The sequence below is a fragment of the Proteiniphilum sp. genome (assembly GCF_040307845.1).
Taxonomy (GTDB): domain Bacteria; phylum Bacteroidota; class Bacteroidia; order Bacteroidales; family Dysgonomonadaceae; genus Proteiniphilum.
Map to the genome: position 1 here is coordinate 1 of NZ_JAWRIS010000005.1, position 23,507 is coordinate 23,507.

Annotated in this window: 22 protein-coding genes; 7 read left to right on the forward strand and 15 right to left on the reverse strand. The window is 43.6% G+C overall.

Going from position 1 to position 23,507, the window contains the following annotated elements:
- A partial coding sequence (locus tag ABV001_RS00895; RefSeq protein WP_352421068.1) for a transposase occupies positions 1-358 on the forward strand: 358 nt, incomplete at its 5' end.
- 94 nt (positions 359-452) lie between these two features.
- Here ABV001_RS00895 and ABV001_RS00900 read toward each other — a convergent pair.
- The 7 genes from ABV001_RS00900 to ABV001_RS00930 all read right to left on the reverse strand — a co-directional run bounded on the left by ABV001_RS00900 (position 453) and on the right by ABV001_RS00930 (position 7,871).
- Positions 453-1,634 carry a DUF418 domain-containing protein gene (locus ABV001_RS00900; RefSeq protein ID WP_352421069.1) on the reverse strand — a complete coding sequence of 394 codons (1,182 nt, stop codon included), beginning with the start codon at positions 1,632-1,634 and terminating at the stop codon, positions 453-455.
- 409 nt (positions 1,635-2,043) lie between these two features.
- Complete coding sequence (locus ABV001_RS00905) at positions 2,044-2,391, reverse strand: FAD-dependent oxidoreductase (protein ID WP_352421070.1); 348 nt, start codon at positions 2,389-2,391, stop codon at positions 2,044-2,046.
- A complete protein-coding gene (locus ABV001_RS00910) occupies positions 2,279-2,635 on the reverse strand; it encodes an FAD-dependent oxidoreductase (protein WP_352421071.1) in 357 nt (118 codons plus the stop codon). Before ABV001_RS00910 ends, ABV001_RS00905 begins: the two co-directional genes overlap by 113 nt.
- Before the next feature lie 15 nt (positions 2,636-2,650).
- Positions 2,651-4,276, reverse strand: a complete 1,626-nt coding sequence (locus tag ABV001_RS00915) for a PAS domain-containing protein (protein WP_352421072.1) — start codon at positions 4,274-4,276, stop codon at positions 2,651-2,653.
- Positions 4,277-4,457: 181 nt separating this feature from the next.
- Positions 4,458-6,062, reverse strand: coding sequence for a CotH kinase family protein (locus tag ABV001_RS00920; RefSeq protein ID WP_352421073.1), 1,605 nt, complete (start codon positions 6,060-6,062; stop codon positions 4,458-4,460).
- 42 nt (positions 6,063-6,104) lie between these two features.
- Complete coding sequence (ypfJ, locus tag ABV001_RS00925) at positions 6,105-6,971, reverse strand: KPN_02809 family neutral zinc metallopeptidase (protein ID WP_352421074.1); 867 nt, start codon at positions 6,969-6,971, stop codon at positions 6,105-6,107.
- Between the two features lie 72 nt (positions 6,972-7,043).
- Positions 7,044-7,871, reverse strand: coding sequence for a tetratricopeptide repeat protein (locus ABV001_RS00930; protein WP_352421075.1), 828 nt, complete (start codon positions 7,869-7,871; stop codon positions 7,044-7,046).
- A gap of 88 nt (positions 7,872-7,959) precedes the next feature.
- Here ABV001_RS00930 and ABV001_RS00935 point away from each other — a divergent pair, with 88 nt between their 5' ends.
- Positions 7,960-8,880, forward strand: a complete 921-nt coding sequence (locus ABV001_RS00935; protein WP_352421076.1) for a mechanosensitive ion channel family protein — start codon at positions 7,960-7,962, stop codon at positions 8,878-8,880.
- Here ABV001_RS00935 and ABV001_RS00940 read toward each other — a convergent pair.
- From ABV001_RS00940 to ABV001_RS00950, 3 genes are all read right to left on the reverse strand, one after another.
- Positions 8,877-10,451, reverse strand: a complete 1,575-nt coding sequence (locus ABV001_RS00940; RefSeq protein ID WP_352421077.1) for a peptide chain release factor 3 — start codon at positions 10,449-10,451, stop codon at positions 8,877-8,879. The two genes, ABV001_RS00935 and ABV001_RS00940, sit on opposite strands and share 4 nt — an antisense overlap.
- A gap of 99 nt (positions 10,452-10,550) precedes the next feature.
- Complete coding sequence (gene rfbD, locus ABV001_RS00945) at positions 10,551-11,507, reverse strand: dTDP-4-dehydrorhamnose reductase (RefSeq protein ID WP_352421078.1); 957 nt, start codon at positions 11,505-11,507, stop codon at positions 10,551-10,553.
- Positions 11,508-11,607: 100 nt separating this feature from the next.
- Positions 11,608-12,168, reverse strand: coding sequence for a DUF4924 family protein (locus ABV001_RS00950; RefSeq protein WP_352421141.1), 561 nt, complete (start codon positions 12,166-12,168; stop codon positions 11,608-11,610).
- Between the two features lie 190 nt (positions 12,169-12,358).
- Between ABV001_RS00950 and ABV001_RS00955 the strand changes: the two genes are divergently transcribed.
- From ABV001_RS00955 to ABV001_RS00965, 3 genes are all read left to right on the forward strand, one after another.
- Positions 12,359-12,844, forward strand: a complete 486-nt coding sequence (locus ABV001_RS00955) for a GFO_1088 family ECF-type sigma factor (RefSeq protein WP_352421079.1) — start codon at positions 12,359-12,361, stop codon at positions 12,842-12,844.
- Positions 12,814-13,404: a hypothetical protein gene (locus ABV001_RS00960; protein WP_352421080.1), complete on the forward strand. Its 591-nt coding sequence runs from the start codon at positions 12,814-12,816 to the stop codon at positions 13,402-13,404. Before ABV001_RS00955 ends, ABV001_RS00960 begins: the two co-directional genes overlap by 31 nt.
- Before the next feature lie 169 nt (positions 13,405-13,573).
- Positions 13,574-14,356, forward strand: coding sequence for an MBL fold metallo-hydrolase (locus ABV001_RS00965; RefSeq protein ID WP_352421081.1), 783 nt, complete (start codon positions 13,574-13,576; stop codon positions 14,354-14,356).
- Positions 14,357-14,588: 232 nt separating this feature from the next.
- Here ABV001_RS00965 and ABV001_RS00970 read toward each other — a convergent pair whose 3' ends face one another.
- The 5 genes from ABV001_RS00970 to ABV001_RS00990 form a co-directional block, all read right to left on the reverse strand.
- Positions 14,589-16,631, reverse strand: a complete 2,043-nt coding sequence (locus tag ABV001_RS00970) for a carboxypeptidase-like regulatory domain-containing protein (RefSeq protein ID WP_352421082.1) — start codon at positions 16,629-16,631, stop codon at positions 14,589-14,591.
- A 5-nt stretch (positions 16,632-16,636) separates the two neighbouring features.
- Positions 16,637-17,005 (reverse strand): BlaI/MecI/CopY family transcriptional regulator, encoded by a 369-nt coding sequence (locus ABV001_RS00975; RefSeq protein WP_323423321.1) that lies wholly within the window; start codon positions 17,003-17,005, stop codon positions 16,637-16,639.
- A gap of 314 nt (positions 17,006-17,319) precedes the next feature.
- Positions 17,320-17,550, reverse strand: a complete 231-nt coding sequence (locus ABV001_RS00980) for a hypothetical protein (RefSeq protein ID WP_352421083.1) — start codon at positions 17,548-17,550, stop codon at positions 17,320-17,322.
- Between the two features lie 230 nt (positions 17,551-17,780).
- Complete coding sequence (locus tag ABV001_RS00985) at positions 17,781-17,942, reverse strand: type II toxin-antitoxin system antitoxin (RefSeq protein ID WP_323423323.1); 162 nt, start codon at positions 17,940-17,942, stop codon at positions 17,781-17,783.
- A gap of 81 nt (positions 17,943-18,023) precedes the next feature.
- Positions 18,024-18,968 carry an SPFH domain-containing protein gene (locus ABV001_RS00990; RefSeq protein WP_352421084.1) on the reverse strand — a complete coding sequence of 315 codons (945 nt, stop codon included), beginning with the start codon at positions 18,966-18,968 and terminating at the stop codon, positions 18,024-18,026.
- Between the two features lie 178 nt (positions 18,969-19,146).
- On the opposite strand from ABV001_RS00990, the gene ABV001_RS00995 reads away from it, so the two are divergent.
- Entirely contained in the window at positions 19,147-21,021 is a 1,875-nt protein-coding gene (locus tag ABV001_RS00995) for an SLC13 family permease (protein WP_352421085.1), read from the forward strand.
- 198 nt (positions 21,022-21,219) lie between these two features.
- The gene (locus ABV001_RS01000) at positions 21,220-23,307 is read left to right on the forward strand and encodes a M3 family metallopeptidase (protein WP_352421086.1); all 2,088 of its coding nucleotides are present in this window, start codon (positions 21,220-21,222) and stop codon (positions 23,305-23,307) included.
- Positions 23,308-23,507: the final 200 nt, after the last annotated feature.

The window sequence follows — 23,507 nt, forward strand, 5'->3', positions numbered from 1 at the left end:
CAAGACAGGTTGCCAGTGGCGAATGCTTCCCAGGGAATTCGGCCCTTGGCAAAGCGTGTACTTTTATTTCCGTAAATGGAAATTGGAGGGGGTATTTGAGCAGATGATGCACCATCTTCGGGACACGGTCCGCAAGGCCTCTGGCAAACAAACCAGCCCAAGTGTCGGCCTGATAGACTCCAGGAGTGTGAGTACTTCCCATCATATAGACAGCAGTGAATATGGCATTGACGGGGGTAAAAGAGTCAAAGGCAGGAAGGAGCATATTATTGTAGACACACTTGGATTGCCGATGCGGTCAAAATACATGCTGCAAATAACATTTTGCCAGATCATGCTTAGAAAAATTAGGAAATAAATTCAAAACAGGTTCTTAGAGTTTAGCGTTTTAAATCGCACCTGTGAACCTCATCGCACATAGTTCTTATGGAAACGAATATCTATAACTCCGGTCATTTCCCCGTTCCTATCCAGGTCCATTTGTGCCAGAGATGCTCTAATGGACCTTGTTTATGCTTGCTCAACCACCATCTGGAAAATTGCAGTTGTAACAGAAACACGACAATCCCGATGAATAAACTAATGGCATATCCGCAATAGGGAGCAAGGTGCAGGCCGATGGGAAAGTAAATGATCGCTCCTATAACCGACTGAGATACATAATTGGTAAGGCTCATCCTACCATAGTAGCGTAAGTCGTCAAAAGCTTTACTGAACCTGAATCTACCATAATGATAAATCAGCATGAACGAAGCGATCAGGGTCAATGTAAAAGCCAGTTTCTGCCACATGTCGAATACTGTTCCGACAGATTGTTGTATAATGGCATCATTTTTCATGATCAGTTCTTTCAAGGTATACAAAGGAGCGAAAGATATGGCCGAAATGACGAGTATCCTTATCCAAAAAACAGCGTTCTTCTCGTTAGAGATAAAAAGATGTTTTCTGCCGAAATAAGAACCCAAGAGGAAGAGCCCGGCTGTCTGGACAAAACGTCCTGCATTGACCGCCCATAATAAGCTGGCTTTTTGTCCCAAGATGACATTTCCCCGGATGAAATCCCAGAAGCTTCCGTTTTTCGTATAATCCGCCACCGTGGCATACATCTCTCCTACTTTCAAATCGGGAAGCTGATGTGCCGGATTTATCAGGCTCGCGATGTAATGATACCATTCAACAGGCTGTAACAAAAAAATAACAGCAGCAATGAGAATGAACTTGTTGCTCCAGTTCCGGGTAAGGAACAGCACAATTCCGACTACGACAAACAACAATAATACATCTCCTGCAGGGAAAAAGGCAGCGTTTAATGTCGCGAACAGCGCCAATAAAAACAAACGCCAGAGGAAACGATAACCGAAGTCCTTTCCTTGCTTTTTCTGATTATCACTTTGAATGTAAAATGTAAACCCGAACAGGAGGGCAAAGATAGCATACGCTTTTCCTGCAAAAAGGGTAAACACTACGTTTATCGTACCCTTATCCAAAGCTTGTAGCCAACTTGGGGAGTTAGTGGGATAGACAGGAAAAATAAAGTGTTCCACGCTATGAACTAACAGGATAGCCATCACGGCAAAACCTCGTAAGGCGTCCACGACTTCAATACGAGGATTTTTATCGATACGTTGCTCCATCCATTACTTGTTTATTACTGTTTCCATTGTCAATATGTGACAAAAGTCGTTATCCACTTCTCTCACATATCATATATCCCACCCGTGTTTTATACACGTTTTCTTTTAGAAGTGTGTAAAGTTATAAATTAATCTGGAGAATCGAACAAAGCCTGGTACTATTTTTTGGAAAACAGGCATGCACAAAGAAGTAATCAATTATGGCATTGAAAATATGGCATGGTATTTCCCACACAGTCACATCTTCTACCTTTTCAGCGATCTGCTTGAAATTGTAGCTACGGTCGTAGTCGCTGGGATCTGCCCAAATCTATTAGAACCGCATGCCAATATCACTCCCTGACTACGATACAGGCATTATCCAATTCAGGTTCGCTATTATTACGGCGCCGCTGCGATAGAGGTTCACTTATCGGAATGGAGGGTACTTGCCGGTATCAACATCGAGCTTTTGATTATCAGAAAGTAACCTCTCCCGCAAAACAGCATAATCCACGTCATGTAATCCGGTATTTTGGTCTATCGCGATAGATGCGGCGGTGGCAGCGGATTGTCCCATTATCATAAAGACCGGTTCCATCCTTATCGATCCAAAAGCTATATGTGACGAAGAGATTGCATATGTGACCAAAAGGTTGTCACATTCATTTTTTGGGAATGATCGACCGGTAAGATATTGCATAAGGCTCCTTGGTGGACACTTCGATATTGCCTTCATTTTGAACGCATCCCATTTTGGTAATATATCGTTGCACATTATGGGAATCCATCTGGTATGATCCCAAGCCTACAGGATCTTTTGCGATTGTGAGCCTTCGGCAATCATTCTCGGTCATCACATATTCTCCCGACATTCTCCTTGCTTCGCGCACATAGATCTGGGTGGGCCAGTTCCTGTTATTGGTGAATTCATGATTGTGCGTTTGCACCGTCTGTACACCATTGAGAGATTCATCATACACCGAGTTTGCTTCACGCCCGACATGGTATGAAACTCCCATGATACCTCGAAGGCATCAATAAGTTGCAATCAGTTCTTTTAGCTTGTCGATTAGTTCCTGCGGAGGCATACCTGATTGTTCACTCATCATTTTGATGGTTGCGATGGGTAGTACCACTCTTGCCATGGGGCTCTTCAACATGGAAAATCGGGAATTTATAGCAGGTAAGTCGTCCTTTAACCGGGGATAGCGCTGGATCAATACTTTTAGTTTGGTTTCGGCAGAAATAGTTATCTCACCTTCACTATCCTCACCGGTTAGGTCGTTATCGCTTACGTCTCCACTTTCGGTTTCCGGGTCTTGGAAATATTGGGGATCCCGGGCACTTTGGTATGAAGCCTCTTCGCCTCCGTTCTGCCGATGCTGTTCTTCTTCCCATGTAAGCAATCTCCGCTCCCCTTCAAGCCGGCGGATATGGGTGCAATCCTGCATCATCTCCAATACGCCCCTGAAAGTACCGTCTTTATCCCTTACGGCCACATAGACGATATAGATAAAAAGATCCGGCTTATTGATCCAGAACTCCGCTTTACTCTGCTCGCCACTACGGAATTTCTCAATAATCTCTTCCACGGCATGCAAACTTTTTGGCGGATGGCAATTACGCACCTCCCTGCCGATTACCCCACTACTGCGGGGAAAGACCCGGTGCTCCGTATCGGTGTAGAACTTCACCAAATCGTTTTCATCCACATAGGAGAGATCCACGGGCATATGCCTGAAAATAAGATTGATCTGATCCAGAGTAAGTTTGCCTTCTGCCACATCGAGTACGCTATCCTTCGGTGCCGTCTCTATATTTTTTCCATATTTGGCAAGTAACAAGGCCAGATCGTCCATCAGACCGGCTTGCCCTGTTTCTTCCGATTCCCCCTCTTTGGCAGATGAGCGGTGATCAAGGCCGGGCATATCGATCAGGAAGAACCCGATTTCCCTGTCGCCAGACTTCATCTCTTCAAATTCATCATCCGGAATCAGTTTCAAAGAAGTCGGATAGAGGATCATCTCCTCTTTCTCCATCAGGTCTCTCAAGTCGACAGTCATTCGTGTATATGCATCGAAAAAGAATTCGGGATTTACATTGCCGTTCCGTAAAATCTCAAGTGCTGTGTTCATCTCGTCACGTATCTCGTCGTCGTACACCCACATCGTGGTGGAAGGACGGTCGAATCCCTGTCTCTCCAATGCAGAATATAGCTGGTTCTGTTTGCGGCTAAAATGTACTTTGTATTGGATGACCTGCTCCATCAATTCCAACCAGGGATTCAGGATAAATGGCTTTTGTAGTAACTCATCTCCTTTTCGGAGCAATTCTTTCATCTTTTTATTTTCCCGCAAGTAGGCTTCTATAGGATGGCCGTATGGTAATCCCGGTTCATCGGGTTGGATCAATCCTTCGAATATATCCAACATGGTACGGACATTCTCGTTGCGGCATTCGTCGGGATCCTCGTCCTTAAGCAACTGCTCGGCGGCGGCAAATTCTTCGGGTGAGATTCGCCCTACTTCATTTTTCATCCGGCTCTTCGCTTCATCAGCCGACAGGTCTCCTTTTTCGTACTGTTGCTTGATATGAAGCATTCGTTGGAGTTTGTCACGGTCTAAACTCTCAAATGTTGTGTTGCCCATTTTTTCATCCATAATAAAAAAATTTTTGAAGAAGAAGACTTCTATTTTACGCTGTGATAATTGGATGATACAAAAGGTACTCTTGAGCATCATCCGGATTGTACTTCTGTCACAAAGTTACAGGATCGGGAGTGTGTCCGCAATCGCAATAAATAGCTATTTTTCAGATGAAATATCCCTCTTTATGGGTATATCACAGTCTGTTTATATTTGTATCCAGCCATTGGAGGCGTTTTTCCACGAAATTGAGAAAGAAGTCCAGTTCTGATATATATGACAAACCTCTTCTCTGTGTGTTCCAATCTACCTGATTAATATCCCATCCGGCACCATTGGGTTTCGGACTGAAATTTCTGGCTTGTGAATCCTGTATGGCAAGAACATGTTCGCGAATAAAATCGGGAATCCCGTCCAGTTCCGGCTTTAGTTCATTCCACCGTTTTTTTAACTCCGACACAAAATAAGGATCTTCAAAAAGACGATCGAACCAGGGCGAGCAGGTTTTGATAAACCAACCCTCCGGCCCGGGACTATCAGCTCCCTCATCTATTATGTAATCAGCATTTCCAAAAGCGAGATCAAAATCCCACACCAACGGCATCTCGATCTTCCCGTTACGGCGAAGGGCCATATAACAACTTCCCCGCATATTGCCGTCCACATTCTTGGCTAGCTCCTGCACTATATAATAATTAATGAGCGACTCCACGTCAATATATTTACGGTAGCCATTCACCGGATCCTTGAAATTTGTAGAATATAAAGCACTTTCGGCCCTATTGAAGTAATCCGTTACAAAATTGAATTGCGCATCGGTCGGTTCATCGGGATCTTTGAACATGATTGGTAATTGCTTCAAATCAGTTTTGAATTTATACGGTTCATCAAAATGAAAGTCCAGTTCAAGAAGATAATCCCCGGTCAGCGCTTCACCCGAATTATCGGAAGGTGTCACCAGTTCCATATCGAGCCTTTCCTTCGAGACCTTTACATGTTCGGTTAATGAGTAGACTCCCTGGTATGTTCCGTTCATATAAAAATCAACACTGATGGATGCGGGAGTCCAGTCCATTTCCGCAATCTTCGCTATTTCAAAAGCAGTGACATTTCTCACTAAAGTCTTATCAAAATAGTTGGCAAGCAAAGCCCAATCTTTATCGTTGCTCAAACCTAAAAGGGATGTCTTATTATCCAGCTTTATCCGATAAGGCTTCTTAGGCATTCCCCATGTTGAATTTCCACGCCCCCTTATACCGGCCGGTAGATCGGTATCTGTAGCATATTGAACATCCTCGATCCGAACTTCTGATTTAACGTAAGTATCTTTATCCAGAATAGGCGCATCCCATGTATTGACATATACTTTCGGGATATGGGGAAGTTCTTTTGCTACAACAGTATAATTAACTTTTGTCCCGTCTTCGGCGGTAATAGTGTAAACAACAACCTTGCTGAAATTATTTCCTGTGATCCCACTGACCTGCTCTACATCTCCTATTTTCACCGATGCTCCCGAGTAAGTAAATGTAGCTACTAAACTTTCCGGCGACACACCGTTTGGGATAGATATATTGATATTTGTATCTGATATCCTACCCGGTGATGTTACGATTATATCTTTATTAGATATAGATTGGAAAGTAAATGACTCAAATTCAGCCACCGAAGACAACTCTTCCTTAACGGCCGGATCATCCGAGCAAGAGAGAAAAAATGAGAATAACAGGAAATATATGAGCATTACACCCGCAGGATAAGTTATACTATACCTTGTCTGCTCTTTTTTTAATTCTTTCATCTCTATTAATATTAGCTGTGATTATAAATTATATCCATGCGACTATCCTAAACCGGGGTCGTTAAAAGTATCCCCCTGGCTGATATCGCCGCTCTGCATCCCTTTTCTGAACCAGTAAGTACGTTGTGCCGCAGTGCCATGAGTAAAAGAATCGGGAACGGTATACCCTCTCGAACGTTTCTGAATGGTATCATCACCTACCGCGGTAGTGGCGCTGATCACCGATTCCAGATCACCCGGTTCGAGCCGGATCATATTCATACGTTGGGCATGGTACACCCAGACTCCTGCCAGGAAATCAGCTTGCAATTCCAACTTTACATTCATCTTATTGTATTCCGCTTCACTGATCCGTCCCCGGTATTGATTCACCTGATCAATAATACCCAACAACTTCTGCACATGATGCCCCACCTCATGGGCCGTCACATAAGACATAGCCAGATCTCCTTCAGCCCCGAAATCGGATTTCAATTGATGAAAAAAATTGAGGTCGATATACATTTTCTGGTCGGCGGGACAGTAGAAAGGGCCTACCGCCGCTGTTGCCCCACCACATTCGGTTACCGTTGCGTCGGTGAAAGTAACCAAAGTAGGACGTACATATTGCTTATTGAGTTGTGACCTGAAAATCTCTGCCCATACGTCGTTGGCACTGTTAAAGACTCCAAGTGTGAGCACCTTCAGGTCTTCGTTCTCATTCGCCCTGGATGGATCCACAACCTCAGAGTCTCCACCCGGCGCTATACTGCTCACCATGTCTATGGCCTGGAAAGGATTTTGTCCCAGCAGCAAAGCAATCACGGCAACAATAATCGCTCCTACTCCACCGACGGCGGCATTCCTTCTACCTTTACCTCTACGATCTTCATAGTTGGCCTGGCTATCGTTCCTATTAATCCACTTCATAAAACAAGTTTTGGTTTCTTTATTTCACTTGATTACTTCTCTCTTCCGGTCTTCCGGTTTCCCAGTCCCCCATTATTCCGTTTTTTTCAGCCAATCATTCACTATTTCAACCTCATAACCCAAATCTTTGGCTTTACGGAAATCGGCACGGGCAGCTATCTTGTCAAATTGGCCCAGGCGGACACGTCCCCGGAGAATATAAAAATAAGGATTTCCTTTCTGTGACCCTTCCACAGCCCGCAAGTCGGCCGATGCTTTGAATACCTGGTCGGTATTCACATAGCATTCCGCCCGGTTCATATAGAAACTGGGATCGACAGGCGAAGAGGATTGTATCAGTCCGGTATACATCTTTTCGGCAGCCTCCCAATTATCATCCAACTTATAAAGCAGCGCCTTGCTCAGTTTCGTGTACCTATTATCCGGATCTATCATGTCCGAAGTTTTGAAATCGGCCTCGGCTTTGGATCTCTCATTCTTTTCAAGAAAAAGCAATCCTCTCCGGTAATAAGCTTCTACATCCTCCGGATAATTGCGGATAAGGGTGTTATAATCCTCCATTGCTTCATCAAAACGCTCCATCTCGCACAAAAGGGAAGCCCGGTTATGCAGCACCAACTCAGACAAAGGACTATTCCCCAGAGAAGCGGTGAATGAAATATAGGCATCATCATAAAGCCTCATTTGACGCTGCAATATTCCGAGGTTAAGCAGCAAGACGGGGTTATTTTCATTGGCCGGCTCCAGCGCCATCGCCTTTTGCAGGGCCACAGCGGCACTATCGAGCCGGTTTTGTTCTATATGGTTGGCTGAACGGTCTACCCATCCCATATAATCCAGTGACTGGGCAGAGAGCCCGTAAACAAGAAAAAACAATATAGCCGTAATAATAATTTTCATTCTGTACATTATGATAATAACAAAAAATCCATCACAAAAATAACTGTTTTTTTGTACTTTTGCGATGTTACACTGTATAAAAACCAAAATGATGACATTGCTTCAAATATCGACTCCTTCCGACAGCATTTTCGTACCACGATCTATTGATGATCCTTCTTTCGGTCAGCTGATCAAAGAGGGTAAATACAATGATATCCTGGATAGTTTCCTCGCCTGGGGGATCGACTTGATAGTAAACATATTAATAGCCATCATACTGTTTATCATTGGACGTTTCTTGATTACGAAGATTGATAATTTCGTGGCAAAGGTCATGCGAAAGAGTTCGCTCGACAATACGCTGAAGGGTTTTATCAGCAGCGTACTGCAGACGTTCCTTTTTATTGTGTTATTCATGATTATCATCAATTCCGTGGGGGTAAAGACCGTGTCCATTGCCGCTATAATCGGTACGGTGGGATTGGCAATAGGTCTTGCCATGAAGGACAACCTCGCCAATTTTGCCGGCGGTGTGATGATCCTGTTGAGCAAACCTTTCAGGAGCGGCGACACCATCAAGGCGCAGAATCTGGAAGGAACCGTGGAGCAGATCGGCATTATGCATACTGTCTTAAGGACCGGTGATAACAAGACAATTTATATACCCAACGGACCACTGTCGACCGGCAGTATCATCAATAATAACAGCCTTAACGGCCTACTTCGCACCGAGATTATCGTCAACGTAGATTATGGCTGTAACGTGGAAGAGGTAAAAGAGTTGTTACTACAGGCTGCAGCAAAGCATCCCAAGGTATTGAAACAACCGGCACCTTTTGCAAGGATGTCGAAGATCAATCCCACTACCCTCGAATTTGTTTTCCGGGTATGGACAAAGAAAGGGGACGAGGGAGAGGTGAATCACGATTTGAGTGAAGCCGTTTACAAACAACTCTATGAGAGAGGGATGATCAGCTCCACACAACGTATGTCGGTCACTCTGGAAAAACCGCTGGAAGAATCTTAATATTCGGAGCTGAAATGAAAACGGATATGTTGAAAATCCTGTTGAGCCATCATTAAGATATAGTTCGATTCAGCCAGGAATACATCCCTACCCTCTTTGTCGTGCGCCATATACTGGTATTTCCGTTTCTTGAAATCCGCCAGTTGCGCGGCATCATCGCTCTCAATCCAGCAGGCCTTATATAAACTGATAGGTTCCCAGCGGCATTGTGCCCCGTATTCGTGGAGCAAGCGATACTGTATCACTTCGAACTGGAGTTGTCCCACCGTCCCGATGATTTTCCGTCCGTTAAACTGGTTGGTAAAAAGTTGCGCGACTCCTTCATCCATCAGTTGTTCAATCCCTTTCTGGAGTTGTTTCGATTTCATCGGATCGGCATTCTCTATGTATTTGAACATCTCGGGAGAAAAACTCGGCAATCCTTTGAAATGCAGTTCTTCGCCCGCTGTAAGCGTATCACCGATCTTGAAGTTGCCGTTATCGGGCAACCCCACTATATCACCGGCATACGCCTCATCCATGATTTCTTTCTTCTGCGCCATAAAAGCGGTAGGCGACGAGAATTTCATCATCCGGTTAAAACGGACATGCTTATAGTTTACATTCCGTTCAAATTTTCCCGAGCATACTTTCACAAAGGCGATACATGAACGATGGTTCGGATCCATATTGGCATGTATCTTGAATACAAAGCCGGAAAAACTCTCTTCGTACGGATCCACTTCCCGTTCTTCGGCCTGTACTTTACGGGGTGAGGGGGCAACATCCACAAAACAATCCAACAGTTCTTTCACACCAAAATTATTCAATGCGGAACCGAAGAAGACAGGCGCCAGTTTTCCGGCAAGGTATTCATCCCGGTCGAATGCCGGATAGACCTCGGTAATGAGTTCCACATCATCCCTCAACTTCTTCGACAAGCGTTCACCGATATGCTTTTCCAGTTCCGGCGATTGGATATCGAGCCGCAACGATTCCGTCACCATCTGTTTACTGGGCTGATAAAGATCCAGGCTGTTCCTGTACAGGTTATATACCCCCCTAAAGCGTTCTCCCATATCAATCGGCCAGCTCAACGGGCGGACACCGACTTTCAGTTCTTCTTCCAGTTCATCAAGGATGTCAAACGGATCCCTCCCTTCCCGGTCAAGTTTATTGACAAAGATCATCACCGGCGTATGCCGCATACGGCAGACCTCCATCAGTTTACGTGTCTGGGCTTCCACCCCTTTTGCAACATCCACCACCACGATTACACTATCCACTGCCGTAAGTGTCCGGTAAGTGTCTTCCGCAAAATCCTGGTGGCCGGGGGTATCCAGAATATTAATCTTGTGATGACTATATTCAAATCCCATCACCGAAGTGGCAACAGAAATACCGCGTTGTTTCTCGATCTCCATCCAGTCGGATGTGGCCGTCTTTTTTATTTTATTCGATTTCACTGCTCCTGCCACATGAATGGCTCCTCCAAAAAGCAGCAATTTTTCCGTCAATGTGGTTTTTCCCGCGTCGGGGTGACTGATCACGGCGAACGTGCGCCGGCGTTGTATCTCTTCTTTTAATGTCATCTTCTAATAATTCTAGAACCAAGAGCCAAGACTTTGGAAATTCAAGATTTCTCCACTTCTCAACTTCCCAACTTCTTAACTTCTTAACTTCTCCACTTCTCAACTCCTCAATCTATCAATACACCGTTTTAAAGTCTCTTTCCAATCCGGGATCTCCACATGAAAAGCTGCACATATTTTCGATAGGTTCATCACGCTATATGCCGGGCGGGGAGCAGGTGCGCCATATTCCTCCGTCTTGACGGGCGCCAGTTCACACCGATCGATGCCCGCCTGTCTTTTAATCTCTTCTGCAAAACCGAACCAGGTAGTTTCCCCCTTGTTCGAAAAATGATAAATACCTGTTTTCCATTCTGTCTCTTCCGTATATTGCAGGATATGAACGATCATCTCCGCCAGATCAGCCGCATAGGTGGGTGCTCCCCGCTGATCATCCACGATAGTCAATCTATCACGTTCATTCATCAGCCGGATCATCGTCTTCACAAAATTGTTGCCATATTCCGAATACAACCATGAAGTACGTATGATGAGCCATTCTCCACCGGCCGCTTGCAGGGCTTCCTCACCTTTCAGTTTCGACTGGCCGTAAACAGAAAGCGGATGTGGTTCCATCTCCTCGGTATAAGGAATTTCTGACCGGCCGTCAAATACGAAATCAGTCGATATATGAATTACTTTTACTCCCTCCTGCCTTGCTACGATCGCTATATTCTCTACCGCCTTTTCATTGACGGCATAAGCTGTCTCCACATCTGTTTCGGACTTATCCACAGCTGTATAGGCAGCGCAGTTGATAATATAGAGGATATGATAATCCCTGACAAAACCGGTCACTTGATCCCTGTCGGTCACATCCAGCGTATCGCTATCCGTGAAAAAGAATTGAAACGGCAGGTTCAAACGGGCTGTCAGGTTCTTCAACTCATTCCCCAACTGGCCATTTGCACCGGTTACCAGTACATTTTTCTGTACCAGTCCGTAAAAAAATTGCTGTTTAGGGGTATCCTTGTCAATCCCCCCCAGATGTTTGGTCACTCCTGTAAATATGGGCATGCTTTTTTTTAATTACTAATTACCAATGACTAATTACCAATTTTTTATTAGTCTCATTGGCACATTAATCATCACTACTCGTCCCGATTTATCGGAATCATTAAATCATCACTACCAGTCCCGATTTATCGGGATCATCATCAACCTCCTTATATTTCTCCGAAAGAAGTCGCAGCAGGCCGGTAATTTGTGCGACAGCAGCCTGGGTTTCACCGGAGATTTCCCGTTTCTGCAATCTTAGCAACCAATACCCGTACAAAGCCGTAAAGCAGGTTTCCAGTTCAGAAACATCTTTACTATCCGACTTTGCCCTTAAAACTACAATATGAGGCAAGGTATTATAATAGACACCGATATATGCCGATTCCTTAGGTTCTTTCAATAACCGCAGGTGTAAATCAGTAAGATCCATGATCAGGTTCTTGTTGATTTGCAGATGTCCTTTTTCTTGTACACCCTCCGATTTCATCATCAGGATGAGCCCTTCATACCAGTCTCGGGCCTCTTTCCTTTCTTCTTCCGTATGATACACCGGATCGACCAGCGACTGCTGTACCTTGTCGATGTCCAACTCATACGAGCGCAAAATATCTTCCAGTTGCCACATATACAACAGATATTCCGCAATATTCTCTTGTTTCTTTTGCCGGGCTATCAACATAACGTAATTTTGTGCAAAAATACAACGAATGATCAAGTTTTGCATCATCGAGTCGTCATATTTTCTCTCATCTTCCAATAACGACTTATTTCTTCAGATCGTTATCAACTCATTTTGGTTGCAATTAATTGCAAAAAAATCACTTTTCCATGATACGTTTTGATAGCTTTCTTCGTCAAATTAATTGAGTATGGACATTGTTGAATACAAGAAAATAGTCGTCGCACTGCGTCCTTCATTACTCGCAGTTGCCCGCCGCATTACAGGAAATACCCAGGATGCGGAGGATGTGGTGCAGGATGTATGCCTGAAGATCTGGCATTTCCGTGACCGGATCGATCAATACGAAAATATGAAAGCATACAGCACGACAATGGTCAAGAACCTGAGTATTGACAAAATCCGGAGTCGGAAGGCATTCTCCGACGAACTGGAATTGGCCGGCAAAGAAACGGGAGAGCAACTACCCGATTCGCTGCTCGAAGAAAAAGAAGAACGTGATGCCATTCGTAAAATCATTGAAATGCTACCGCCATTACAACAGCGCATTTTACAAATGAAGGATATCGAAGGATATGAGACGGATGAAATTACGGAAATTACAGGTATGGCGGCCGAAGCCGTTCGCACTGGGCAGGGTTCGGTGTGGGATTCGCTAATCTCCCCAACGGACTAGATTTCGACGGCGAATTGGCATCTATCGTCAACCTGAGCCGCTCATTGCAATATAATTTGAATCTTATTGAAGGTTCATGGCGTATAGGGAACAGCAATTTCACCGGAATTACCGGTATGGGCATTCAATTCAACGCCATCCACTGGCAAAAGAACAAAGCCATCGAGGTAGTGGATTACAAATCGGTCGTCACCACCACCGAGCCCGGCAATGAATATAGGGACACCCGTCTGCACTATACTTATCTCACCTTTCCATTCCTCATTGAAACCAACTGGGATTTGGGACGTCGCTCTCATTTCTTTGTGAATGCAGGTGTGGTTGCCAAAGTAAAGACCGCGTCATCATCCAAAGTTTGGGCGAACAACGAAAATGGGAAAAAAGTGAAGACTAAACTGCCCGGAGAACTGAATATCCGACCCGTTACCCTGGATCTACTGCTCCAGGGAGGAGTGGACGACCTGGGATTCTTCGCCTCCTATTCTCCGTGCAACCTCTTCAGAAATAACAAAGGACCGGAAGCCAACCAGGCCACTATTGGAGTCCAATTTTACTTCTGATGCAGAATAAGCACGCATCCAAAACAAAAAATGCTTCATTAACAGGCGGGATCATATCTTTTAAAAAAAGCAATGATCCTGTTTTTATCTATGAGTGTTGAACGAAATCTGGCGATTTCAGTGCACAATACCGCAAAAAGAGGTAATTTTGCATAAACATTTATAGTGTATGATCAAGTTCCATATCATTGAATCGGGATATTTCCATGGTGACGGCGGCGTGATGTTTGGCACCGTACCCAAAAAATACTGGTCCGCAAAATACAAGGTCGATGAAAAGAATATGTGCGTGATGGCGCTGCGCTGCCTCTTTATCGAGACAGACACAAGACGTATCCTGGTGGATGCGGGAATAGGCGACAAGCACAACTCCCGCTTGAAATTCTTTCAGCCGTTCGACCAGAAAGATATTGCCGGGGAAATCCGAAAAATCGGATATACGCCGGAAGAGGTGACCGACGTGATTATCACTCATCTCCATTTTGACCATTGTGGCGGCTGTACAGTATTCAACAGCGATAAAAAGGCAGTACCCACCTACCCCAACGCCACTTATCACTTGAGCCTTGCCCAATGGAAAAATTACCGCACTCCCTCGCTTTTTGAAAAGGGATCTTTTTTCGCCGACAATATTGAACCGGTGTATGATGCGGGACAATTACAGTTCGTGTTGGAGGACAGGCAACTCGATGAACAGGTTCGGCTGGAACTCTATGACGGACATACTCCGGGACAGATCGCCGTGCTTTTCGATACGGAAGAAGGAAATTACGCTTTTCCGGGTGATGTGGTACCCACATCACTCAACCTCTCATTAAGCTGGCTTTCGGGCTATGACAATAGTGTGGCCGTTGCCATGGAAGAAAAGAAACGCTTTATGGACAAAGCAAAAAAAGATAAGCGCACGCTTATCTTTTATCACGATGCCTATACCGTTTCGGCCGGTTTATAACTTTTGTATTGTATATATGCTACTTCCCCATAGCGGAATACATGCCAATTTACCAACGGAAATTTTTAGAACGCTACCTGAACCCGCCACATCCGTTGGCATCGACAAAGGAGATGCGGCAGGCCGCTTATGGGTTTTGACATTTGAAATGGGTTCATGATTGTAATTTTTCACTTCTTTGTAAAAACCTGAATAAGTCTTTCTTTACCTTTTATGTTGTATCTTTCAGCTATTATGGGATAATTGGCTTTTTCGTAATAATGACCACTCCGTTTTTTCCTTCGTCCCCATACATTTGCGTACCACTATTATCCTTCAACACCGAGATTGATTTAATGTCATTGGGATCAATGGAATTCACTTTAAAATCTTTCGGCATTTTTTCTCCATCAACAACAATTAAGGGTGAATGTCCATTGAATGGATCTAAATCCTGAGAGTTCTTATCATGTGAACTTATTACTATGCGATTCATATTACCCCGGAGAGAATCCATTGATCCGTAACCGACTACTACAACATCATTATCCTTATTTTCCTTTTTCGTCTCAATCAAAATCACACCATCTTTTCCTTTATCTCCATAAATCTCGATAGCGGCCTTGTCTTTTAAGACAGAGATGGATTCAATATTGTCGGCATTTATTTTTTGCATCTCTGTATCGGAGATAGTCTTTCCATCTACAATATAAAGTGGCTGCTTACCACCCACTGAACGTAGAGTCACCTTTCCCTTACCATTTTGAGAACTTTCCATCTGATCTATTCCAATCACTTTCAATTTATCCTGTCCTGATTTATTATCCCCACTGGTAGTCTCTTCAGGCACTAAAACAACAATAAGATTGTTCTCCTCTTTTTCTACAGGATACTCCACAGTTTTGTAATTGATCATCGAAAATTGAAGTATATCACCTATATTTGCTTTAATACGAAAATTTCCATCCAAATCGGTCACTGTTCCTTTTTCTGTACCTTTGATCGTAACCAGCCCTCCTATAATCACGCCTTGTTTGTCTTTTACACTTCCCGACACCATGACTGTCGACTGATTATCGACTACTTCATCCACATCATCCCGGCCTTTTATCCTGACTGTAATGAGTTCATCACTCTCTTCCTCTCCTTTTTCGAGTATCACGTTCAGATCGGACTGGGATTTTGTCAAGGTAACTTTTCGCTCTTTGTAATCGACCATCACAAAAGAATAGGTAGCTCCTTTTTCGGTATTGAGTACAAATTGTCCATTATTATCACTTATAGTTCCTGAACTGTTTTCCTTGTTAATAATTGCAACCATTGGAATAGGCTTACCGCTTTCATCCACAACTTGCCCTGAAACAGTAATTTTTTCCTCCACTAAGTCTGTGTCATTATTCTCTTTTTCTACTGCTTTCGCATTCAACTTCGGCACTGAAAGTGCAATCAGGGCCATAAACAATACGGGAAGCATCATTGTGTAATTCCACCCCACTCTACGGTCTGTTTTGTTTTTCTTCATCATAGTAATTCGTTTGTGCAGGTCGCGTTGATGAAAATTGTTTGCCAAAGCAAATTTATAATCGCCTACGCTTTTGCGGATTAATAAAAGTTGGTATTGTTGGGAATCGATTCCGTAATTAAGCACCTGTTGGTCCGCTTGATACTCATGAACAGACTGAACTTCCTGTCGCAATAACCAGGAAAAAGGATTGAACCAGAAAACAGAGGTAAAAACATCGAAAAAGATCATATCCACCGAATGCCGGAAATGAATGTGTGCCCTTTCATGACGGATTACGGCTTGATTATCCGCTGACAACTCCTTCCGGGAAAGCACGATATAGTTCATCCAACTGAATGGCGAAATATTCTTATCGGTTATACATAAGACGGTATGATCAGCCAGGGTTTGTTTTTCTGCTTTACGGATGATAATTATAATCTGGGCCAAGCCGATCAGATAACGGGCAAATGTGAATAGAAATCCCATAACAAACAAGATCATCAGTATCTGGATCCATGGAATTTCTATCCGCGGTTGCGTTTCCACAAACCCGGTAACGGGAATGGAAGAAAAATCCGTCCAAAAAGATTCGGTAATAGGTTCCGGTTGCTTCTCAGGAATAAGATTAAAACGGAAAAGGGGAAGCACTGTTATCAACAATAATATGCATATCAACGAAAAACGGTTGACACTGTGGAAGGTATTATTGGCAAAAAACCACTTGTATAAGCCATAAAATAATACCGTTAAGATGGTTGCCCGGAGCAACCAATAAAGAAAAAGTTCCATAATAGTCATTTTTTAGGATCCGACCTTTCCACTTCATCCAATAGTTTCCGGATTTCTTCCACAGAAATATCCTGCTCTTTGATAAGCGATGAGACCACACTCAGATAGGAATTATCGAAATACTTCTTCACCACACTCCTCAATGTACGGTTGCGATATTCCTCCTCACTGATAATCGCGAAATAACGATAGGTAGCACCGAATGCTTCATGCGACAGAAAACCTTTCTCTTCCAGCATACGTGCATAAGTAGACAAGGTATTGAAATGTGGTTTCGGATCGGGATACCTCTCCACCAACTGCTTTACAAACAGCGGTCCTTCATTCCAAAAAAATCGCATTACTTCTTCTTCCCTGGGTGTTAACTCTTTCATATTTTGATTATTAAATTGTTATACTTCACTTTAAATGTTGTGTGATCTCCGATTTTCAAACGTTTCATCCCGATTCGAAGAACAAAACTTGATAAAAATCAATCACAATACAAATATAACTAAAACCTTTCGTTCTATGACGAATATATTTAGTTAAATAAAATATTTTAAATTGTTAAAATTTCGACTAAAAGAAAAACCGACTGAAAATCAATCGGTTTAATTATTTATACAAAACACTACTCACTGTTTTCAGCCTTTTTGATTACATCAAATCGTTTTTTATGAAAACTGGAACCAGTTATTTTGTCTAATTAGCTTAACGAAAATGTTCTTTTGATAGTAATATATTTTGGGGGAACTTCAGGTTCCGACAAAGCATCAATCCCTTCAATTTTCATTTCAACTCTCGGAAAATCTTTATCAATAAACTCAATATCAAAATCACTCGGTAATTCATTGATTTCAGGTTCATTATCGATAATATGATGTACAAAATCAAAAGTCAAGCTTATACTGCGTTCAATTATCTCTTTTCGTGTCATTATTTTTTCTGTTCATATCGGACAATCGCCAACCATTTTCCCTGTAAAAATGTTTCATATTGATAAACTACATCTAACAATATCCCATTATCAACAACCTATCGAACTCTCAACCGGTTCAATTTTTGGAAATCCAGGTAAGATGTAAACTCAACCTTTTTCATTTCTGTTCAAACAAAGAGAAGAGATTTATTGTGAAAATAAAAATTTAATAACAAAACAAATCTGTCTCATTTCAACCGCCCGTTCTTTTTGAGCGCCTGATCCAAAATCCATTGAATTTGACCGTTCACACTGCGAAATTCATCGGCAGCCCATTTCTCTATTGCATCCATGGTGTCGGCATCCAACCGCAATGCAAAGTTCCTGGTCGTTTTCTCTTTTTTAGCCATCTTTCATTCGCTCCATCTTATCAAATTACACACCAGTACCTAACCACCTGTTCACTTAGGCACTCAGGCACCTTTCCACTCTCACTGGTACAACGTCCCCGTATTCAGTACCGGTTGAGCCGATTCGTCGGCACAAAGTACCACGAGAAGGTTACTCACCATAGCCGCCTTTTTATCGCTGTCGAGTTCTACAATACTTTCATCCTCTATCCTTTCCAACGCCATCTTTACCATTGTTACCGCACCTTCCACAATCTTCTCCCGGGCAGATATAATGGCCTCTGCCTGCTGGCGGCGAAGCATCACGGCTGCAATTTCGGGTGCATACGCCAGATAATTGATGCGTGCCTCTACCACTTCTATTCCGGCCATTTCCAAACGGATATTCAATTCTTTCAACAGATCATCATTGATTTCTTCCCCACCCGACCGCAATGTGAGTTCGGTATCCGAAACCACATTATTGTCATATGCATATTGACCGGCAACCTGACGCAACGCAGCATCACTTTGTACGGCCACGAAATTCTCAAAGGCATCCATCTGTTTACTTACCGTATAGGAAACAGCCCCGTCTTTCCCTGGCCTGGATGCCGCCATCGTCTGTGCGTCTATTTCAAACATCGCCTTGTAAGTATCTTTCAATTTCCAAACCAATACCAAACCTATCAATACCGGATTTCCCACTTTGTCATTTACCTTGATAGGATCCACGTTCAGGTTTCTGGCGCGCATAGACAATTTTTTCTTTGTCATAAAGGGATTCACCCAAAAGAATCCGTTCTCTTTCAATACTCCTTTGTATTTTCCGAAGAAGATCATCACTACGGCCTCATTGGGCTCCAGTTTGGTATATCCGAGAAACATGATAATCCATACAATCGACAGAATAATGCCGGTAATGACACCCCAAATCTCCCCTGGGGAGAAAAGCCACACAATTCCTGCCAACAGGATTAACATCACAAAAAGCATCATGAAACCGTTCATTCTGAAACCCTTAAACTTGAATTCTTTTGTTTCCATACATCAATAAATTTAAAATGATATTATTTTGATATCACAAATATATGAACTGTTTTTTTGATTTTCAAAACTTTTCCCTATTTTTTCCCACCTTTCAATAAATGATTACCTTTGTACTCGTTATGACAAGCAGGTTTGTGACAGGCAGGTTATCATTTAACTACACTCAATACGTATTATGGATATAAATATTCTCATTGTTTTCGGAATTATCCTTCTCACAGTCACTTTCTTTGTGTGGGGCAAAATACGATCGGATATTGTTGCCCTATCCTCACTCGTTTTACTGGTATTATCAGGCATACTCACCCCCGAAGAGGGATTATCGGGATTCTCCAATTCCGTGGTTGTCATGATCGTTTGCCTGTTCATTGTCGGTGGAGGTATCTTTCAAACAGGGCTTGCTAAAATGATCAGTACAAAAATCCTTGCCTTGGCAGGGGGCAACCAATTCAAGCTTTTTATACTGGTGATGTTGGTAACCGGCGGGATCGGCGGATTTGTAAGCAATACGGGAACAGTTGCACTGATGCTGCCTATCGTGATGAGTCTGGCAGCAGAAGCCGAAACAGACTCACGCCGGTTTCTGATGCCGATGGCGTTTGCCAGTAGCCTGGGACTGCTCACATTAATCAGTACCCCTCCCAACCTGATCATCAACGATGCATTGGTCAGTGGTGGGTTTGAGGGACTCTCTTTCTTCTCATTCTTGCCTGTCGGCTTAATTACGCTGACTCTCGGTATCCTGTTACTATGGCCACTCAGCAAGTTATTGGTCACGGGAAGGGATAAAGAAAAATCGGCTATAAAGAAAAATAAATCGCTGAATCAACTGGCATCAGAGTACCAATTGGCAGAGAATCTCTACAGGGTGCAGATAGAAAAAGGATCTCCCTTTATCAATAAAACGCTTCAGGAATTAAATATCACCCGGACCTATAATGTAAGCATACTTGAAATACGAAGGATCAACTCACGGAACCGTTTTCATAGAACTGTGGATATGACGATGGCGGGACCCTCGAGTACTTTCAGGGAAAACGATATATTGTATGTATTCGGGAATTTCAATGATGTGGCGGAACTTATCAACAAGAACGGTTTGAAATTAATCGATACGCACAAACTGGAAGGTACAGACAACGGCATGTCCAACTCTAAGGCTGGCGGATTGGAGTTTTCTGAAATTGGCATTGCCGAGGTTGTGTTGATGTCTACCTCAAAACTGATCAATAAACGGGTAAAGGAATCCAATTTCCGTCAGCTCTATAATGTAAATATACTGGGGATACAACGCAAAAGCGGATATATCCTGCAAGATATAAAAGATGAAAGGATGCTCTCCGGAGACGTGCTGCTTGTGCAGGGGAAATGGTCCGATATCGAAAAGCTGAACCAGGAAACAACGGAATGGGTAGTGGCGGGGCAACCCATGGAAAATGCGTTGAAAATCCCACGAGACCATAAAGCGCCCGTTGCCGCGGCCATTATGGTATTGATGATCGTGGCGATGGTGTTCAATATAGTACCTACCGTGATTGCCACCATGATAGCAGCACTATTGATGATTATATTAGGATGTTTTCGCAACGTGGAGTCGGCCTATAAAAGCATCAACTGGGAAAGCACATTCCTGTTTGCAGGTATGTTCCCCCTGGCAATCGCCATGGAAAAAACCGGCGCCTCCACTCTGGTTGCCGACGCAATCGTAAACGGGTTAAGTCAATTCGGCCCGGTAGTAGTATTAGCCGGCATCTATCTTGCCACGTCCATATTGACCATGTTCATAAGCAATACCGCGACCGCCGTATTGTTCGCACCCATTGCCCTGCAATCCGCCATAACGATAGGCGTCAGCCCCTACCCGTTTTTGTTTGCCGTGACGGTGGCGGCCAGCATGTGCTTTGCCAGTCCGTTTGCGACACCACCCAACGCGTTGGTAATGTCAGCAGGTCGATACAAATTTATAGATTATTTAAAAGTGGGGATGCCGTTACAGCTTATAGTAGGCATTATCATGATCTTTATTTTGCCTCTCTTATTCCCATTTTAGGACTTTCAGAAGAATCATCGGCCTGCAATATGCAAGAACAGGTAAAATACAAACAATCAATGGATAATTTTAGATATTTAAGTAAAAATCATAACTTTGCACTTATTTATATGAAACCGATCATAGTTTTCCCCAATGTTTAAATCATATTTAATTAGAAGTCGAATGAGAAAATTCCTTTTTATTTCATTAACAGTTATGACGTTATTTGCCTGCAACAACACCCATACCGGTAAAACCGGAGGTGAACCCGGCGCTATTTTTTATACCGAATTCGATACTCCCTTCGGTATGCCCCCCTTCGATCGGATATCTTTTGAAGATTACCGGCCGGCTTTCCTCAAAGGGATGGAAGAAGAGGCTGAGGAAATTGAATCCATTGCCAATAATCCCGAAGGCCCCACCTTCGAGAACACTATTGTGGCTATGGAAAATAGCGGAAGCCTGCTCACCCGTGTATCCCGTGTGTTCAGTGCCTTGAGAAGTGCCGAGAGCAATGATTCCCTTCAGGCATTGGCAGTAGAACTCTCCCCTCTTTTGTCGGAGCACCGTGATAATATCAATCTGAACGAAAAACTGTTCAATCGCATCAAAACGTTGCACGACGACACCACCGGCATGAATCTCAACACCGAACAATACCGGGTACTGGACAATTACTACAAAAACTTTGTACGTTCAGGGATCATGTTGGACGAGACCCAGAAGGAAAGACTACGTGCAATCAACAAAAAACTATCAGGTCTTACCCTCAGTTTCGGCAATAACCTGCTGAGTGAAACCAACGGTTTCAAGCTGGTGATCGATAACGAGGACGATCTCGCAGGCCTCCCCGAAGGTGTTATTACTGCGGCGGCGGAAGCGGCTAAAAGTGCGGGTGAAGAAGGAAAATGGGTATTCGGCCTGCAAAAACCAAGCTGGCTACCTTTCCTGCAATATTCAGAAAAGCGCGACCTGCGTGAAAAGCTCTACAAGGCAATGTATATGCGCGGCGACAACGACAACGCGAATGACAATAAACAGATCATCAACGATATCGTAAACCTGCGGATCGAAAAAGCTCAAATGCTGGGCTACAAGACGCATGCCGATTTTGTGCTCGAAGAGAGTATGGCCAAGAATCCCGGGAACGTCTACAAACTACTCAACGATGTGTGGGCGTACGCATTGCCCCAGGCGAAAAAAGAAGCCGTGGAATTGCAAAAACTGATCGATGCCGAAGGAGGCAACTTCAAACTGGCATCGTGGGACTGGTGGTATTATACCGAAAAACTCCGCCAGCAAAAATACGCACTCAACGAGGAAGAAATCAAGCCTTACTTTAAAATGGAGAACGTGCGCGAAGGAGTGTTCGAAGTAGCCAACCGGTTATACGGAATCAATTTCAGGAAACTGGAAAACGTGTCTGTATATCATCCCGAAGTGGAGGCTTATGAAGTGCTTGATGCCGATGGTTCCCATTTAGCAGTATTCTATACCGATTATTTCCCGCGTGCGGGCAAGAACGCCGGTGCCTGGATGACCAGCTTCCGCGGACAACGGGTACTCAACGGAGAAAATATCCGTCCCCTTATTCATAATGTGGGTAATTTTACACGTCCCACCGGAAACACGCCTGCATTGCTCAGCCTCGATGAAGTGGAAACCCTCTTCCATGAATTCGGCCACGCCTTGCACGGTATGATGTCGAACGTTACTTACGCCAGTGTAGCCGGCACAAGCGTTTCACGCGACTTCGTGGAACTTCCGTCGCAAGTAATGGAACACTGGGCTTTCCATCCCGAAGTATTGAAACTATATGCCAAACATTATCAAACGGGAGAAGTGATCCCCGATGAGTTGATTGCCAAAATCGACGCAGCATCCAAATTCAACATGGGTTTTATCACTACCGAATTTGTCGCGGCAGCGCTGCTCGACATGGATTATCATACTCAAACTGCGGTGAAAACCTTCGACGTACGTGAATTCGAAAAGAATTCAATGAAAAAAATAGGGTTGATCGATGAAATTATTCCCCGTTACCGTAGCACCTATTTCTCACATATCTTCAGTGGCGGGTACTCTGCCGGATATTATGCATATCTTTGGGCGGAGGTGTTGGACGCCGACGCTTTCCAGGCTTTTATAGAGAATGGTATTTTCGATAAGGCCACAGCCGCGAAATTCAGGGATAATGTTTTATCAAAAGGTAATTCCGACGATCCGATGGAACTCTATAAAAGATTCCGCGGGGCAGAACCCGATCCGGTATACCTGTTAAAAAACAGAGGATTTATAGAATAAAGTATGGCAGGGTACCCTCTGTTTTCCTGCCTTTTTTATCACCGGATAATTTTCCACAAAAATTATCCGGTGATATTGTTCTTAAAAAGATAAAAATAACGTATATTTGCACGCTCAAAACAAGAAGGCATCCATCATGCCTTTATTTTTACGCACTTACGGGGGTCAGTAACACAAATAGAAAAAATAAATAGTAAAAT

Bases quoted from the DNA above. Each gene is read 5' to 3' on its own strand.
- rfbD (WP_352421078.1), bottom strand. From the start codon at position 11,507: ATGCCCATATTTACAGGAGTGACCAAACATCTGGGGGGGATTGACAAG.
- ABV001_RS00975 (WP_323423321.1), bottom strand. From the start codon at position 17,005: ATGAAAGAGTTAACACCCAGGGAAGAAGAAGTAATGCGATTTTTTTGG.
- ABV001_RS00920 (WP_352421073.1), bottom strand. From the start codon at position 6,062: ATGAAAGAATTAAAAAAAGAGCAGACAAGGTATAGTATAACTTATCCT.
- ABV001_RS00935 (WP_352421076.1), top strand. From the start codon at position 7,960: ATGATGACATTGCTTCAAATATCGACTCCTTCCGACAGCATTTTCGTA.
- ABV001_RS00910 (WP_352421071.1), bottom strand. From the start codon at position 2,635: ATGGGAGTTTCATACCATGTCGGGCGTGAAGCAAACTCGGTGTATGAT.
- ABV001_RS00950 (WP_352421141.1), bottom strand. From the start codon at position 12,168: ATGTTGATAGCCCGGCAAAAGAAACAAGAGAATATTGCGGAATATCTG.
- ypfJ (WP_352421074.1), bottom strand. From the start codon at position 6,971: ATGAAGTGGATTAATAGGAACGATAGCCAGGCCAACTATGAAGATCGT.
- ABV001_RS00900 (WP_352421069.1), bottom strand. From the start codon at position 1,634: ATGGAGCAACGTATCGATAAAAATCCTCGTATTGAAGTCGTGGACGCC.
- ABV001_RS00930 (WP_352421075.1), bottom strand. From the start codon at position 7,871: ATGAAAATTATTATTACGGCTATATTGTTTTTTCTTGTTTACGGGCTC.
- ABV001_RS00965 (WP_352421081.1), top strand. From the start codon at position 13,574: ATGATCAAGTTCCATATCATTGAATCGGGATATTTCCATGGTGACGGC.
- ABV001_RS00915 (WP_352421072.1), bottom strand. From the start codon at position 4,276: ATGGATGAAAAAATGGGCAACACAACATTTGAGAGTTTAGACCGTGAC.
- ABV001_RS01000 (WP_352421086.1), top strand. From the start codon at position 21,220: ATGACGTTATTTGCCTGCAACAACACCCATACCGGTAAAACCGGAGGT.
- ABV001_RS00905 (WP_352421070.1), bottom strand. From the start codon at position 2,391: ATGTGCAACGATATATTACCAAAATGGGATGCGTTCAAAATGAAGGCA.
- ABV001_RS00940 (WP_352421077.1), bottom strand. From the start codon at position 10,451: ATGACATTAAAAGAAGAGATACAACGCCGGCGCACGTTCGCCGTGATC.
- ABV001_RS00985 (WP_323423323.1), bottom strand. From the start codon at position 17,942: ATGGCTAAAAAAGAGAAAACGACCAGGAACTTTGCATTGCGGTTGGAT.
- ABV001_RS00990 (WP_352421084.1), bottom strand. From the start codon at position 18,968: ATGGAAACAAAAGAATTCAAGTTTAAGGGTTTCAGAATGAACGGTTTC.
- ABV001_RS00955 (WP_352421079.1), top strand. From the start codon at position 12,359: ATGGACATTGTTGAATACAAGAAAATAGTCGTCGCACTGCGTCCTTCA.
- ABV001_RS00980 (WP_352421083.1), bottom strand. From the start codon at position 17,550: ATGACACGAAAAGAGATAATTGAACGCAGTATAAGCTTGACTTTTGAT.
- ABV001_RS00995 (WP_352421085.1), top strand. From the start codon at position 19,147: ATGGATATAAATATTCTCATTGTTTTCGGAATTATCCTTCTCACAGTC.
- ABV001_RS00970 (WP_352421082.1), bottom strand. From the start codon at position 16,631: ATGGAACTTTTTCTTTATTGGTTGCTCCGGGCAACCATCTTAACGGTA.